The organism is Bradyrhizobium sp. USDA 3256, from assembly GCF_054058275.1.
The window spans coordinates 6,101,690-6,116,653 of the sequence record NZ_JBSSAE010000002.1; the positions used below are offsets into that span (position 1 = coordinate 6,101,690).

Genomic DNA, 14,964 nt, shown 5'->3' on the forward strand with positions numbered 1-14,964 from the left:
ATTTGTTGCAGTGCAGGCTGAACGGCCGCGGCATGGTGCGCGGTTGCATCAAGAGCCCTGCTCGCCCTTGCTTTCCGCGGGCGGATGATGAACGCTTGTCGAAAAGACAAGAACATCCCGCGGGAGGGGAGGCATGAGCAGGGCGCTTGCCGTCTTCCACGGCCGGTTCGGTCGCGCGACGGTCTATCAGTTGAACCGTCCCTTCAACGTGCATGCGCACCGCGAGGGGCATCTGATCTTTCATGTCGGCGGAACGCCGGCGCAGATCGACGTCTCGGAGCAGCGGCTGCTGCTCAAGGACGATACCGTGGTCGCGGTCAACCCGTGGGAACCGCACAACTTTCTGCCGACCGACATGGACCACGGCGCGATCTTCTTCGTGCTCTATGTCAACGCCGAATGGTTCGCGCCGCAGCCCGCGACGGCACAGGGCCTGCGGTTCGGCCGCACCTTCTTTCCGCGCACCGAAGTGCTCGACCGGCTGATCCGCCGCACCGCAGCACTGGTGTGCGGCGCGCCGTCGCTGCGCAGCCTCGATTGCGAACTCCGGCAGCTGATCGACTCCTGCTACGAGGAGAGCTGGCAGGCCGCGCAGGACGCGCGCGCGGCGGCCGCGGTAACCGACTTCAGGGTCCGCAAATCGATCAAGCTGATGTCGGAAAGCCCCGGCGCCGAGATCGAGCTCGATGCGATCGCGCGCGAGGCCGGGCTGTCCCGGCCGCATTTCTACCGGCTGTTCCGCACCCAGACCGGCGTCACCCCTCACCTCTACATGAACACGCTGATCATGGAGCAGGCGCTCGATGCGCTGGTCGCGACCGAGACGCCGATCGCCGATATCGGCTTCGACCTCGGTTTCTCCTCGCAGAGCGGCTTCACCCGCTTCTTCGCCGCCAATGTCGGCATGGCGCCGACCGACTATCGCCGCGCCGCCAAGGTGTTGCGGCCGTGAAGGAGTTCCGGAGCACACGATAAAAGATACTGTCGATCAAATCCTGAGCTCTCGCCCTCGGTAGGATACTGGACACGCGGCCCGGCAGACGGCCGCGACCAGTGAGGGAACGCGACGGAGATGGCCAGGTTCATCGAACGCCATCCGGCCTGGGCGCTGATCGTAATCATCGCGGTCGCGGTGCTCGCGTGGCTGGTGTTCGCGATCTGGCCGCCGGGGCTGGAGGCCGCGATCGGCCGCAAGCGCGTGTTCCTCAACGCGGTGCTGAACGGCATCACGCTCGGCGGGCTCTACTTCCTGGTGGCCAGCGGCTTCACGCTGATCTTCGGCCTGATGCGCAACGTCAACCTTGCGCACGGCTCGCTCTATCTGTTCGGCGGCTATGTCGGCTACGCGATCAGCAGCTGGACCGGGTCGTGGCTCCTCAGCTTCATCATCGCCTTCATCGCGGTGGCGCTGGTCGGCGTGATCCTGCAGCTCGTCGTGTTCCGACGCATGGAGGGTCAGGACCTCAGGCAGACCATGGTGACGATCGGGCTGTCAATCGTGTTCGCCGATCTGATGCTCTGGGTGTTCGGCGGCGACTTCTACCAGATCCAGACCCCGAGCTGGCTGATCGGCCCGATCCAGCTGCCGCTGCTGACCGCGATCAAATCATCGGGCGAACCGGTCTATCTACAATATCCGCTGGTGCGGCTGGTGATCTTCGCGGCCGCCGTCGTGATCGGGATCGCGATGTGGCTGGCGCTCAACCGCACGCGGATCGGCATGATCGTGCGTGCCGGCGTCGACGACCGCGACATCCTGGCCGCGACCGGGGTGCGGATCCAGCTGGTGTTCGTACTGGTGTTCGCGCTCGGCGCGGGCCTTGCCGGCATTGCCGGCGTGGTCGGCGGCACCTTCCAGTCGCTGTCGCCGGGCGAGGATACGCGGTTCCTGCTCGCCTCGCTCGTCGTCGTGATCGTCGGCGGCATGGGCTCGATCCCGGGAGCGGCGCTCGGCGCCGTCATCATCGGCCTCGCCGAGCAGCTCGGCTCGGTCTACATCCCGACCTACGCCATCGTCGTCACCTTCCTGATCATGGTGCTGGTGCTGGCGCTGCGGCCGCAGGGCCTGCTCGCGAGGCGATGACCGATGTCGCTGCTCCAGAGCGCCCAGTTCCGCCCCGATCCATCCGCCGACGCGCCCCGCCGCGCCTGGGTCCGTGCCTGGCCGGAATTACAGAACCCCGCGGCCTGGCTGGTCGCGCTGGTCCTCGTGATCATGCCGCTGATCGCCAACGGCTTCTTCCTGATCGAGATCTTCGCCACCACCCTGATCCTCGGCATCATCGCGCTCAGCCTGATGTTCCTCGCCGGCTATGGCGGCATGGTCAGCCTGATGCAGCTCACCATCGCGGGCTTCGCCGGCTACATGGTCGCGGTGTTCGGCATCAGCGGCAACGCCAATATCAGCCTCGGCTGGCCGTGGTGGCTGGCAACCCCGATGGCGCTGGCGCTGGCGACGCTGTTCGGCACGCTCGGCGGCGCGCTCGCAGTGCGCACCGAGGGCATCTACACCATCATGATTACGCTGGCGATCGGCGCTGCGTTCTACTACTTCACCAACCAGAACTGGGCGATCTTCAACGGCCACACCGGCATCAACACCGTCGCGACGCCGCATTTCTGGGGCGTCGACTGGCGCGCCGATATCGCCTTCTATTATGTCGCGCTCGGCGTCGCCGCGATCTGCTACTTCGCCGTCCAGTATGTCTCGCGCGCGCCGTTCGGCCTCGCACTGCAGGGGGTCCGCGACAATTCCCGCCGCATGGCGGCGCTCGGCTTCAACCCCAATGCGCACCGCATCGCGGCCTACGCCTTCGCGGCCTTCATCGCCGCGCTCGGCGGCGTGCTGCAGGTCTGGAACTATCGGCAGATCTCGCCCGGCTCGGTCAGCGTCGGCGCCTGCATCGACGTGCTGATCATCGCCGTGGTCGGCGGCATCACGCGGCCGATCGGACCTTTCATCGGCGCGCTGATCTTCGTGCTGCTGCGGACCTTCGCGCTCGACGTGCTGATCAAGTTCGGGCTCGACGGCAATCGCTTCCGGCTGCTGATCGGGCTCGGCTTCCTCGCCATCGTGTTCTGGTCGTCCGACGGCGTGATCGGCCTCTGGGAACGCTGGCGGCGGCGCAATGCATCCTCGACCCAACGCTCAGGCGGAGGCCGCCATGGATAGCGTCGCGCAGCGGCTGTCCGTGGTCGGCGCCGGCGCGGCGCTCGAGTTGCGCGGCGTGACGCGGCTGTTCGGCGCGCTGGCCGCGCTGACCGACGTCACCATCACTGTGCGGCCGGGCGAAAGGCGCGCGGTGCTCGGCTCGAACGGCGCCGGCAAGACCACGCTGTTCAACTGCATCACCGGCGACTTTCCGCCCTCCCTCCGGCACGATCCGCTTCTTCGGCGAGGACATCACCCAGTTCCCGCCCTATGAGCGCATCCGCCGGGGCCTACGCCGCACCTACCAGATCTCGGCGCTGTTCCCCGGCCTCACGGTGCAGGACAACGTCTACCTCGCCTGCCGCGGCGTCTCGCGCGGCCGCTTCTCGTTCCTGCGCCCGGGGCAGAACGATGCGCTGATGCACGCGACCGAAACGCTGGTCCAGGCCGTGCACCTCAGCGGCGTGAAGGACCAGCGCGTCGCCGAGCTCGCACATGGTCAGCAGCGGCAGCTCGAGATCGCGCTGGCGCTGGCCGGCGCGCCGCGCTTCATCCTGTTCGACGAGCCGGCGGCGGGTCTGTCGCCGACCGAGCGGCGCGAGCTGATCGAGATCTTGACCTCGCTGCCGGCGCATATCGGCTACATCATCATCGAGCACGACATGGACGTCGCGCTCCGCGTCGTCGAGAGCGTCACGATGATGCACAACGGCCGCATCTTCAAGGAAGGCCTGCCGCGCGAGATCGAATCCGATCCCGAGGTGCAGGAGCTTTATCTCGGAGGCGGCCATGAATGACCGCCGGGCAGTGCCCGCTCTCGAGGTGAAAGGCCTCGACGTCTACTACGGCCATTCGCACGCGTTGCAGGGCGTCGATCTCACGCTCGAGTCCGGCGTGTTCTCGGTGGTCGGCCGCAACGGCATGGGCAAGACCACGCTGTGCAAGGCCATCATGGGCCTCGTGCGCGCCAGCGGCGGCTCGATCCGGATCCGCGGCGAGGAGGTCACGCGGCTCAATCCGGCGCGGATCGCCCGGCTCGGCGTCGGCTATGTGCCGCAGGGCCGCCGCCTGTGGCGCTCGCTGACCGTCGACGAACACCTCGCGCTTGCCGGTGGCCTGCGGCGCGGCGCCTGGACCATCGAGCGAATCTACGACACCTTCCCGCGCCTCGCCGAGCGCAAGAACAACGGCGGCAACCAGCTCTCCGGCGGCGAGCAGCAGATGCTCGCGATCTCGCGCGCATTGCTGACCAATCCGCATCTGCTGATCATGGACGAGCCGACCGAAGGCCTTGCGCCCGTGATCGTTGCCCAGGTCGAGGACATGCTGCTGCGCCTCGGCGATGAGGGCGACATCTCCGTGCTGGTCATCGAGCAGAACATCGGTGTGGCGACGGCGGTGTCGCGCAACGTCGCCATCATGGTCAATGGCCGGATCAACCGGATCATCGATTCCGCCCGCCTTGCAACCGACCGCGAGCTGCAGCAGCGGTTGCTCGGCGTCGGCACTCATGGCGCTGACGAGACCGACGCCGAGACTGCGCCGGTAAAGATCGAAACGGCCGGCGCGCCGCAGCCGCAGCGCAGGGGACCGACCCGCGTCTACGTCTCCAATCCCGTGCTGCCGACCCGCTGGTCGCAGCCGGTGCCGATCGCCCGCATCGAGGCCGCCGCGCGGACACAGTCCGCCGGAGTCACGCGGCTCGAGGAGGCAACCCGGCAGCGACGCGAACCGACGACCTCCCGAACGTCCGGGCCGCCGGTCGTCCTCATCGTCGGCACGCTCGACACCAAGGGTGCCGAGCTGCGCTTCATCCGCGATATCATCGCCGGCAGCGGCCTGCGCACGCGACTGGTCGACGTCTCGACCAGCGGCAAAGCGGCGAGCTGCGATGTCACCGCGCAGGAGATCGCACTGAACCACGGCCGCGGCGGCTCCGGCGTGTTCGGCGCCGATCGCGGCGCCTCGGTGACGGCGATGGCGGAGGCGTTCGAGCGATGGCTGCGCCGCCAGGGCAATATCGCCGGGATCATTTCCGCGGGCGGCTCCGGCGGCGCGTCCCTGGTCGCTCCTGGCATGCGCGCGCTGCCGGTCGGCGTGCCGAAGCTGATCATCTCCTCGGTCGCGTCCGGCGACGTCGGTCCCTATGTCGGTCCCGCCGACATCACCATGATGTATTCGGTGACCGACGTGCAGGGTCTCAACTCGATTTCGCGCACGGTGCTCGGCAACGGCGCTCATGCGCTGGTCGGCATGGTCAAGGCGCGGCTCGATGAGCAGACCGGCAAGCAGCGCGATGCAGGCGCGAATCTTCCGGCGATCGGCATCAGCATGTTCGGCGTCACCACCCCGGCCGTGCAGAAGATCGCGGCCGACCTGCGCGAGGATTTCGAGTGCCTCGTCTTCCACGCCACCGGCGTCGGCGGCCGCTCGATGGAGAAGCTGGTCGAGTCCGGGCAACTCGCCGGCGTGATCGACCTCACCACGACCGAGGTCTGCGACTTGCTGATGGGCGGCGTGTTCCCGGCGACCGAGGATCGCTTCGGCGCCATCATCCGCAGCCGCGTGCCCTATGTCGGCTCGGTCGGCGCGCTTGACATGGTGAACTTCGGCGCACCCGACATGATCCCGGAACGCTATCGGCAACGCAAATTCCACATCCACAATCCGCAGGTCACGTTGATGCGGACCACGCCGGAAGAAAACGAGCGCATCGGCCGCTGGATCGGCGAACGGCTCAACCAGATGGACGGGCCAGTGCGCTTCTTCCTGCCCGAGGGCGGCGTCTCCGCGCTCGATGCGCCCGCCCAGCCGTTTTGGGACCCGGAGGCCGATGCGGCGCTGTTCCGCGCGCTGGAGCGCACCGTGCGCCAGACCGGCAACCGGCAGATCATCCGCATCAAGCGCAACATCAACGATCCCGAGTTCACCGCCGCTATCGTCAACGCGTTCCGCCCTTTGCTCGGACGCGCCGGTGGTCGGCGGAGAGTGGCGAGGTGACCCATGGCCAGGTTTGAACGCAATGCGCTGTTGAAGAAATTTCACGCCATGATCGCACGCGGCGAGCCGATCGTCGGCGGCGGCGCCGGCACGGGACTGTCGGCGAAATGCGAGGAGGCTGGAGGCGTCGACCTGATCGTGATCTACAATTCCGGCCGCTACCGCATGGCCGGCCGCGGCTCGCTCGCCGGACTGATGCCCTATGGCGATGCCAACGCGATCGTCGTCGAGATGGCCGGCGAGGTGCTGCCGGTGGTGAGCAGGACGCCGGTGCTCGCCGGCGTCAACGGCACCGATCCGTTCCGCGACATGGACGTCTTCCTGGACCAGCTCAAGGCGCTCGGCTTTGCCGGCGTGCAGAACTTCCCGACCGTCGGTCTGATCGACGGCACCTTCCGCGCCAATCTCGAAGAGACCGGAATGTCCTACGCGCTGGAGATCGACATGATCGCGAAGGCGCATGAGAAGAACATGCTGACCACGCCCTATGTGTTCAGCGAGCAGGAGGCCGCCGCGATGGCGATCGCCGGCGCCGACATCATCGTCTGCCATATGGGTCTGACCACAGGCGGCACGATCGGCGCGCAGACCGCGCCGAAGCTCGCCGACTGCCCTGCCCGCATCGAGGCCTGGGCGGAAGCTGCGCTCAGCGTCAATTCGAACATCATCGTGCTCGCGCACGGCGGTCCGATCGCGGACCCCGCGGATGCCGACTTCATTATGAAGAAGACCCGCAACTGCCACGGCTTCTACGGCGCCTCCTCGATGGAGCGCCTGCCGGTCGAGCGGGCGCTGACCGATCAGGTTCGCAAATTCAAGGCGATCGGCGCGCGCTAGCCGCCGTGGACCAAGGGAGGAAGAGATGTCGGGGATGCTGGTCGGTGAATTGATCCTCTGGCTCATCGTAGCAATCGTCGCGATCGTCATCATCGTCTATGTCGTGAACTGGCTGTATCACCGCTCGTCGAAGGAGGTCTCCTTCGTCCGCACCGGCTTCCTCGGTGAGCGCGTGGTGATCAATGGCGGCGCTTTCGTGCTGCCCTTCATCCACGACTACACGCCGGTCAACATGAACGTGCTGCCGATGGGGATCGTGCGCTCCCGGCAGGACGCCGTGATCACCCGCGACCGGATGCGCGTCGACATCGAGGCCGATTTCTACGTCCGGGTTCAGCCGACCCGCGAAGCGGTCTCGATCGCTGCCGCCACGCTCGGCCGCCGCACCATGGAGCCCGAGCAACTCCACACCCTGCTCTCCGGCAAATTCATCTCCGCGATCCGCTCGGTCGCCTCCGAGATGACGATGGAGCAGATGCACGAGCAGCGCGGCGACTATGTGGCGCGCGTCAAGGCCAATGCCGCCGAAGCACTGGCGCAGAATGGCCTCGAGTTGGAGTCGGTCGCGATCACCGATCTCGATCAGACCGACCTCGAATATTTCAATCCCTCGAACCGCTTCGACGCCGAAGGCTTGACCCGCCTGATGGAAGACATCGAGGCCAAGCGCAAGCTGCGCAACGACATCGAGCAGGACTCGATGATCAAGATCCGCTCCCGTAATCTCGAGGCCGAGCGGCAGGCGCTGGAGATCGAGCGCGAAAGCGAGACCGCCCGCCTCGAACAGGAACGCGACATCGAGATGCGCCGCGCCTTGCAGCGCACCGAAGTGGCCCGCGAGCGCGCACTACGCGAGACCGAGGCCGAGCAGGCCCAGATCACCGCGCGCGAAGCCATCGAGAAGGCGCGCATCGCCAACGAGCAAGCGATCACCGAAGCCCGGATCGCCTCGGAACGCGAGACCCGGCACAAGGAGATCGAGCGGACGCGGGCGGTCGAAGAGAAGGAGCTGCTGGCCCGCGAGGAGATCGAGAAGGTCCGGATCGCCAACCAACGCTCGGTCGACACCACCCGCATCGCCTCCGAGCGCGAGGTGCGCCAGCGCGAGATCGAGCGGATGCGCACGGTCGAGGAAGCCGAGATCGCCGCCCGCGAAGCGATCGAGAAGGCCCGCATCCAGCAGGACCGCGTCGTCACCGACGCCCGCATCGCCAATGAGGAAGAGACCCGGCGCCGTGAGATCGAGCGCACCCGCGCGGTCGACGAAGCCGAGATCGCCGCGCGCGAGGCCACCGAGAAGGCGCGTATCGCCCAGACCATGACGGTCAATGTCGAGCGTATCTCATCCGACGAGCGCACCCGCGCGCTGGAGATCCAGCAGGTCCGAACCATCCAGGAAGCCGAGATCGAGGCGCAGAAGGCGGTCGAGGCTGCCCGCATCGCGCGCGAGAAGATGCTGGCCGCCGAGCGCATCGCCGCCGACCACACCACGCGCAAGCTCGAAATCGAGCGCAACCAGGCGGTCGAGATCGCCGGGATCAGTGCCCGCGAAGCCACCGAAGCGTCGCGGATCGCCCAGGAAGAGCACGTCCGGGCCCTTGAGATCGCGCGCACCCGCGCGATCGAGGAAGCCGATATCGCCTCCCGCGAGGCGATCGAGGCGGCGCGGATCTCGCAGGAGAAGTCGGTCGCCGCGCAGCGCATCCGCGCCGAGCGCGAAACCCGCGGGCTCGAGATCGCGCGCACCGAGGCGATCGAGGCCGCCGAGCTGAAGCGCCGCGACGCCATCGAACGGCAGCGCATCGATGTCGAGCTGACGCTGGAGAGCGAGCGGATCGCCTCCTCCAGGACCCGCGAAGTACTCAACATCGACCAGAAGAAGGCGATCGAGCTCGCCGACGAGGAGCGCGTGATCGCGCTCGCCGCCAAGCGCTCCGAGCGGATCGATGCCGACCGGCAAGTCCGGCAGGCCGAAATTGTGGCGCGCAAGGACATCGACACCACCGACGTCTCGCGCGAGCAGGCGCTGGAGACGGCCCGGATCGAGCGGCGCCGTGCGATCGAGCAGCTCGAGGTCGCCCGCAACCAGTCGTTGCAGGAGGCCGAGATCGTCGCCCGCGAGGAGGTCGAGCGCGCCCGCATCGCCTCCGACCGTGGCCTCGACGAGGCCCGCATCGGCCGCGAGCGCGAGCTGCGCAAGCTCGAGGTCAACAGAGAGAAGGACGTCGAGACAGCACTGATGGAGAAGGCTATCGCGCTGCATCAGAAGTCGCTGGAAGAATCCGCGGCGCGCGCCGCGGCCGAGGACGCCCGGATCCGTGCAACCGAAGCGGCCGAGCGCGTCGTCACCGCGCGCGAAAGCGAGATCGCCAAGCGGCGCAAGACCGTCGAGGTGCTGCTGGCCGAGAAGCAGGCCGAGGAGACCAGGATCGCCGCGGAAGCCGAACGCGTCCGCGCCGCGGTCGAGGCCGAGGCGCAGCGCCTGCTCAACGAAGCCGAGAACGTGTTGACCGACCAGGCGCGCTACTCGCTGTTCCGCCGCAAGCTGCTCGACCGGATCGAGGGCATCGTCCGCGAGAGCGTCAAGCCGATGGAGAAGATCGAAGGCATCCGCATCCTCCAGGTCGACGGCCTCAACGGCAATGGCCACGGCAACGGCACCGGCCGCAGCGCCACCGACGAGGTGATCGACTCGGCGCTGCGCTACCGCGTGCAGGCGCCGCTGATCGACTCGATCCTGTCGGATATCGGCGTCGAGGGCGGCAGTCTCGCCAAGATGCCCGGCCTGATCCGCGAGGCCCGCGACATGCAGGGCATCAAGGATTCCGCACGCAAGAGCGGCAGCGATGCCACGCCGACGGCGCCCGAGGGCGGCGGCGAGCCGGCGCGACCTGAGCGCACGCCGCGCAAGAAGGACTGAGCTCACGCCATGGCACGGGTTTACGTTTCCACCGTCGTCAACGCCCGCAACGACCGGGTCTGGGCCCGCGTCCGCGATTTCAACGGGCTGCCGAACTGGCATCCCGCGATCGCCGAAAGCCGGATCGAGGGCGGCGAGCCCTCCGACAAGATCGGCTGCGTCAGGGATTTCCGACTGCGCAACGGCGATCGCATCCGCGAGAAGCTGCTCGGGCTGTCCGACTACGACATGTTCTGCACCTATTCGATCCTGGAATCGCCGATGGGCGTCGAGAACTACGTCGCGACCTTGCGGCTCACGCCGGTCACCGACGGCGACCAGACCTTCCTGGAATGGACCGCCGAATTCGACTGCGCGCCGGAACGCGAGGCGGAGCTCGTCAACAATATCGGCGGCGGCGTGTTCCAGGGTGGCTTCGACGCGCTGAAGCGGGCGTTCGGGGGATAGCGGAATGCATAGATCAGATCTCTCCGAGCAGACGGTCCACTTCTCCCCTTGTGGGAGAGGTCGGATCACATCGCAAGATGCGATCCGGGTGAGGGGTTGCGGACCCTCGTGGGACCTGCGCTCCCTCACCGGGCGCAACGCGCCGACCTCTCCCCGCTGGGGAGAGGTGAGGCACGCGGCTCGAGACATCAAAACCGCAGATATTGGATTTTGACCGTGCCGCATATCGTCAAGAGTACGATCCTGGATGCGCCGACCGATGCGGTGTGGGCCGTGCTGCGTGATTTCAACGGTCATGACCGCTGGCATCCGGCGGTCGCAACCAGCGGCATCGAGCGCGCGCAGCCGTCCGACAAGATCGGCTGCGTCAGGCGCTTCAAGCTGAAGGACGGCGCCGAGCTGCGCGAGCAATTGCTGGCGTTGTCCGATCTTGAGCAATCGTTCAGCTACTGCCTGCTCGATACGCCGATCCCGATGTTCAATTACGTGGCGCATGTCCGCCTGCTGCCGGTCACCGACGGCGACCGCACCTTCTGGCACTGGGAGGCGCGCTTCATGACGCGGACCGAAGACAGCGAGCGCATCACGCAGATGGTTTCGGAAGACATCTACCAGGCCGGCTTCGACGCCATCCGCCGGCATCTGAAGGAGGCCGCGTAAGCGGAGAGCACTATCATGCCAGTCACGGTGAAGACCTTCACCAGCACCCATGACGCCGCGGCGGCGCTGTCGTCGGATCGCAGCGCCCGCTATCTCGGCGGCGGCACGCTGGTGATGCGGGCGCTGAACGAGGGCGACATCTCGATCTCGACCATCGTGCGCGCCAGCGACCATGCGATGACACGGATCGACGCGTCAGGCTCGCGCATCACGCTGGGCGCCGGCGTCACCTTCGCGCGCATCCTGGCCGAACGCGACCTCACCTTCCTGCATGCCCCGGCGCGCTCGATCGGCGGACCGGCGGTGCGCAACATGGGCACCGTCGGCGGCAATCTGTTCGCGCCGGTGCCGTATGGCGACTTCACGGTCGCGCTGCTCGCGCTTGATGCCACCGTGTCCGTCCAGGGCGGCCTCGGCGGCCGCGAGATCCCGATCGAGGAGTTCCTGCAATCGCGCGATCGGCAGGCCGGATCGCTGGTGCTGGCGATCTCCTTTGCCAGGCCCGGCAGCACTGAGGCCTTCCGCTACCGCAAGATCGCGCGGATCAAACCCAAGGGCGGCGCGGTGATCACCCTCGCAGCACATCTGCCGGTCAACGGCAGCCGGATCGTCGGCGCCCGCGTCGCGCTCGGCTCCATGGCGCCGACGCCGATCCGCGCCCGCGCCGCCGAGCGTGCGCTGGAAGGCCGCGCGCTCGACGCCTCCACCATCAGCGCCGCTGCTGCGGCAGCGGTCGAGGGAACGTCACCCGGCGACAATGCGCTTGCCAGCGCCTGGTATCGCCGCGAGATCGTCGGCGTGCATCTCCGCCGCCTGTTGTCCGGTCAGGAATAATCATCATGGCCAAGACTGCCCTTCAATTCCAGCATAACGGCCGCGACGTCGCGATCTTCGTCGACGGCGGCACCAACCTCCTGGTCGCGCTGCGCGAGCTGATCGGCGACATGACGCCGAAATTCGGCTGCGGCCAGGGCGGCTGCGGCACCTGCAGCGTGCTGATCGACGGCGAGCTGCATCTCTCCTGCCTGACGCTCGCCGAGACGGTTGCCGGCCGCTCGGTCGAGACGCTCGACGGCATCAAGGACGGCCCCAATCTGCACCCGCTGCAGCGCGCCTTCGCCGACAATTTCGCCGCGCAGTGCGGCTACTGCACGCCGGGCATGCTGATGGCCGCGAAGGCGCTGCTCGACCGCAATCCGCAGCCAAGCCGCGCCGAAGTGGTCGAGGCGATCTCCGGCAATATCTGCCGCTGCACCGGCTACGAGCCGATCATCAACGCCGTGCTATCAGCCGCGTCCGGCGGCCGGGCGCGTGCGTAAGGGAACAGTGCCATGCTGGAACTGCGCAAGGACATCTTCGCCGACGAGCGCGACGACAATCTGAACGAGATCGGCAAAGGCACGCAGCGCCAGGACATGCTCGGCCATGTCACCGGCACCTCGCCCTATTTCGATGACCACAAGCTGCAGGGCATGCTGCATCTGAAGGTGGTCCGCAGCGCTCATGCGCATGCACGGCTGCGCCGCATCGACACCTCGGAGGCCGAGCGGTCGCAGGGCGTGCGGCGCGTGATCCGCGCCTCCGACGTGCCGCGCAACCTGAACACGCTGCTCAGCCTGATCAATTTCGGCAAGGATGACGAGCCCTCGCTCGCGGTCGACAAGGTGCGCTACAAGGGCGAGCCCGTCGTCGCGATCGTCGCCGACAGCCCGCGCGAGGCCTATGAGGCCATCGCAAAGGTCAAGATCGACTATGAGCCGCTGCTGGCGGTGTTCGACGTCGAGGACGCGCTCAAGCCGGGCGCGCCCGTGGTCAACGAGGTCTATCCCGGGAACACCTTCACCTATCACGAGACCTATGATCACCAGCAGCTGCGCTTCGGCGATGCCGACCGCGCGCTCGCCACGGCCGACCATGTGCTGGAACAGCGCTATCAAATGTCGCCGATCGAGCACGCGCCGACCGAAACCAACGGCTCGATCGCAGCTCCCGACACCAACGGCCGTTACATCGTCTACACCTCGACGCAAGCGCTGTTCTTCTCGGTGGACACCTGCGCGAAGATCCTCGACGTGCCTTCCAACACCTTCCACTTCATCGGCGGCACCGTGGGCGGCGGGTTCGGCGGCAAGGTCGATACGCTGACAGAGCCGCTCTGCATCCTCGGCGCGATGCTGACCGGTCGGCCGGTGCGCTATGTGTTCGGGCGCGAGGAGGAGATGCAGTACGGCCCGCCGCGCGGCGCCGAGCGCATCTACATCAAGGACGGCGTGATGCGCGACGGCCGCATCGTCGCCCGCAAGGTGCGCGCCTACTTTGACAGCGGCGCCTATACGCGGCTGTCGAGCTATGCGGCGGTGAAATGCGCCGCCCATCTGCCCGGCCCCTACACGATCCCGAACGTCCATGGCGACGTCTACTGCGTCTTCACCAACCGGACGCCGGCGACCGCGATGCGCGGCTTCGGCGTCACGGCGATGGATTTCGCCATTGAATGCCAGATGGACAAGCTCGCCCATCTCGTCGGCATGGACCCGATGGGGTTCCGGATCCTCAATGCGTATCGCGACGGCGACATGAAGGCGCACCGCCGCGAGGCAAAGAACACCGCGCTGATCGAATGCGTGCAGGTCGCCGCGGAGAAGGCCAAGTGGCCGCTCCGCGAGGACTTCAAGCGGATGTCGTCGCGCAGGGATGGCGGCGGCGCGCGCGCCGCGGTGACGCCGACCCCGCGCGAGACACATGCGCCGCCGGCCGCGCCGTCCCAGCAGCGCACGACGTATGACCGCGCGCCGGCCGCGACCCGCGAGCCGCCGCCACCGCCGCCCTCTTCGCCGCCACCGTCATCTCCGCCGCCGCGGCCGAGCGCGCCGTCGCATGGCGCGACCCGCTTCTCTTCCGTCTTCGGCACCAGGAGGCGCTGACCATGACCCGGCATCGCGGACGCGGCATCGCGTCGGTCAATTATCCCATCGGCATGAATCTCGGCGGCGATCCGAGCCAGGCGCTGGTGCATTCCAACCCCAGCGGCAAGTTCACCGTTGCGCTGTCGTCGATCGATCTCGGCCAGGGCATGAAGTCGGTGACACGGCAGATCTGCGCCGAGACGCTCGGCGTGCCGGTCGAGGACGTCTATGTCGATACCGCGGATTCCGACACCGGCCCGCACTGCATGGGCTCGTTCGCCTCGCGCGGCACGCATCGCGTCGGCAACGCCGTGATGGCGGCCGCGCGCGAGGCGCGCGGTGTGATGATGGAGGCGGCCGCCGAGGAACTGGAGGTGAATGCCGCCGACCTCGAGACCGACGGCCGCGGCAACATCCACGTCAAGGGCGCGCCGCATCGCTCGATCTCCACCAAGGACGTCGCGATCGCCGCGCAGTTCAAGCAGGGCAAGACCATCTCCGGCCGCGGCATCTTCCTGGTGCCGCTGTCCGACGTCGACCCCGAGACCGGCGAGATGTCGCCTGCGACATGCTACGCGCATGCCTGCCTCGTCGCCGAGGTCGAGGTCGACGACGAGACCGGCGAGGTCGACATGGTCCGGATGGACTCCGCCTATGAGCTCGGCCGCGCGCTCAATCCGCGGCTGGTCGAGCAGCAGCTGGTCGGTGGCGCCTGGATGGGCGTCAGCCACGCGCTCTATGAGACGCCGGAGCCCTATTATCCGGAGCCTGTGCACGGTCCGCGCGATTTCGTCGAATATCTGATGCCGGGTCCGGGCGACATCTGCCCGCACGACATCGCGGTGCTGGAACGCCCGGCGCCCGACGGTCCGTTCGGCGCCAAGGGACCAGGAGAAATGTGCGCCAATCCGGTGTTGCCTGCGGTCGCCAACGCAATCTTCAACGCGGTCGGGGTGCGGATCGACGATCTGCCGATCACGCCGGAAAAGGTGCTGCGCGCCATCAAGGCGCAAGGCGGCGCGCGGCCGCAGCCACGGCGCTGA

General features: G+C 67.4%; 12 protein-coding genes and 1 pseudogene. All 13 read left to right on the forward strand.

The features are described from left to right. Positions 1 to 133: 133 nt before the first annotated feature. Positions 134 to 952: a helix-turn-helix transcriptional regulator gene (locus ACVWY5_RS30745; RefSeq protein ID WP_028333312.1), complete on the forward strand. Its 819-nt coding sequence runs from the start codon at positions 134 to 136 to the stop codon at positions 950 to 952. A gap of 120 nt (positions 953 to 1,072) precedes the next feature. Beyond that, positions 1,073 to 2,083 carry a branched-chain amino acid ABC transporter permease gene (locus ACVWY5_RS30750; RefSeq protein WP_028333313.1) on the forward strand — a complete coding sequence of 337 codons (1,011 nt, stop codon included), beginning with the start codon at positions 1,073 to 1,075 and terminating at the stop codon, positions 2,081 to 2,083. A 3-nt stretch (positions 2,084 to 2,086) separates the two neighbouring features. Continuing rightward, positions 2,087 to 3,172, forward strand: a complete 1,086-nt coding sequence (locus tag ACVWY5_RS30755) for a branched-chain amino acid ABC transporter permease (RefSeq protein WP_028333314.1) — start codon at positions 2,087 to 2,089, stop codon at positions 3,170 to 3,172. Beyond that, positions 3,165 to 3,948, forward strand: a pseudogene (locus ACVWY5_RS30760) (ABC transporter ATP-binding protein). Before ACVWY5_RS30755 ends, ACVWY5_RS30760 begins: the two are co-directional and overlap by 8 nt. Continuing rightward, on the forward strand, positions 3,941 to 6,151 hold the full coding sequence (locus ACVWY5_RS30765; protein ID WP_028333315.1) for an ABC transporter permease: 2,211 nt from the start codon (positions 3,941 to 3,943) through the stop codon (positions 6,149 to 6,151). Before ACVWY5_RS30760 ends, ACVWY5_RS30765 begins: the two are co-directional and overlap by 8 nt. A gap of 3 nt (positions 6,152 to 6,154) precedes the next feature. Continuing rightward, positions 6,155 to 6,988 carry a phosphoenolpyruvate hydrolase family protein gene (locus ACVWY5_RS30770; RefSeq protein WP_028333316.1) on the forward strand — a complete coding sequence of 278 codons (834 nt, stop codon included), beginning with the start codon at positions 6,155 to 6,157 and terminating at the stop codon, positions 6,986 to 6,988. Positions 6,989 to 7,013: 25 nt separating this feature from the next. Further along, positions 7,014 to 9,908, forward strand: coding sequence for a flotillin family protein (locus ACVWY5_RS30775; protein ID WP_028333317.1), 2,895 nt, complete (start codon positions 7,014 to 7,016; stop codon positions 9,906 to 9,908). A 9-nt stretch (positions 9,909 to 9,917) separates the two neighbouring features. Beyond that, positions 9,918 to 10,355: an SRPBCC family protein gene (locus ACVWY5_RS30780; protein ID WP_016847814.1), complete on the forward strand. Its 438-nt coding sequence runs from the start codon at positions 9,918 to 9,920 to the stop codon at positions 10,353 to 10,355. A 216-nt stretch (positions 10,356 to 10,571) separates the two neighbouring features. Continuing rightward, positions 10,572 to 11,015, forward strand: a complete 444-nt coding sequence (locus ACVWY5_RS30785; protein ID WP_028333318.1) for an SRPBCC family protein — start codon at positions 10,572 to 10,574, stop codon at positions 11,013 to 11,015. A 15-nt stretch (positions 11,016 to 11,030) separates the two neighbouring features. Then, a complete protein-coding gene (locus ACVWY5_RS30790; RefSeq protein WP_028333319.1) occupies positions 11,031 to 11,849 on the forward strand; it encodes an FAD binding domain-containing protein in 819 nt (272 codons plus the stop codon). A gap of 5 nt (positions 11,850 to 11,854) precedes the next feature. Continuing rightward, positions 11,855 to 12,334, forward strand: a complete 480-nt coding sequence (locus ACVWY5_RS30795) for a (2Fe-2S)-binding protein (RefSeq protein WP_028333320.1) — start codon at positions 11,855 to 11,857, stop codon at positions 12,332 to 12,334. A 12-nt stretch (positions 12,335 to 12,346) separates the two neighbouring features. Beyond that, the gene (locus ACVWY5_RS30800) at positions 12,347 to 13,939 is read left to right on the forward strand and encodes a molybdopterin cofactor-binding domain-containing protein (RefSeq protein WP_028333321.1); all 1,593 of its coding nucleotides are present in this window, start codon (positions 12,347 to 12,349) and stop codon (positions 13,937 to 13,939) included. A 2-nt stretch (positions 13,940 to 13,941) separates the two neighbouring features. Next, positions 13,942 to 14,964 (forward strand): xanthine dehydrogenase family protein molybdopterin-binding subunit, encoded by a 1,023-nt coding sequence (locus tag ACVWY5_RS30805; RefSeq protein ID WP_028333322.1) that lies wholly within the window; start codon positions 13,942 to 13,944, stop codon positions 14,962 to 14,964.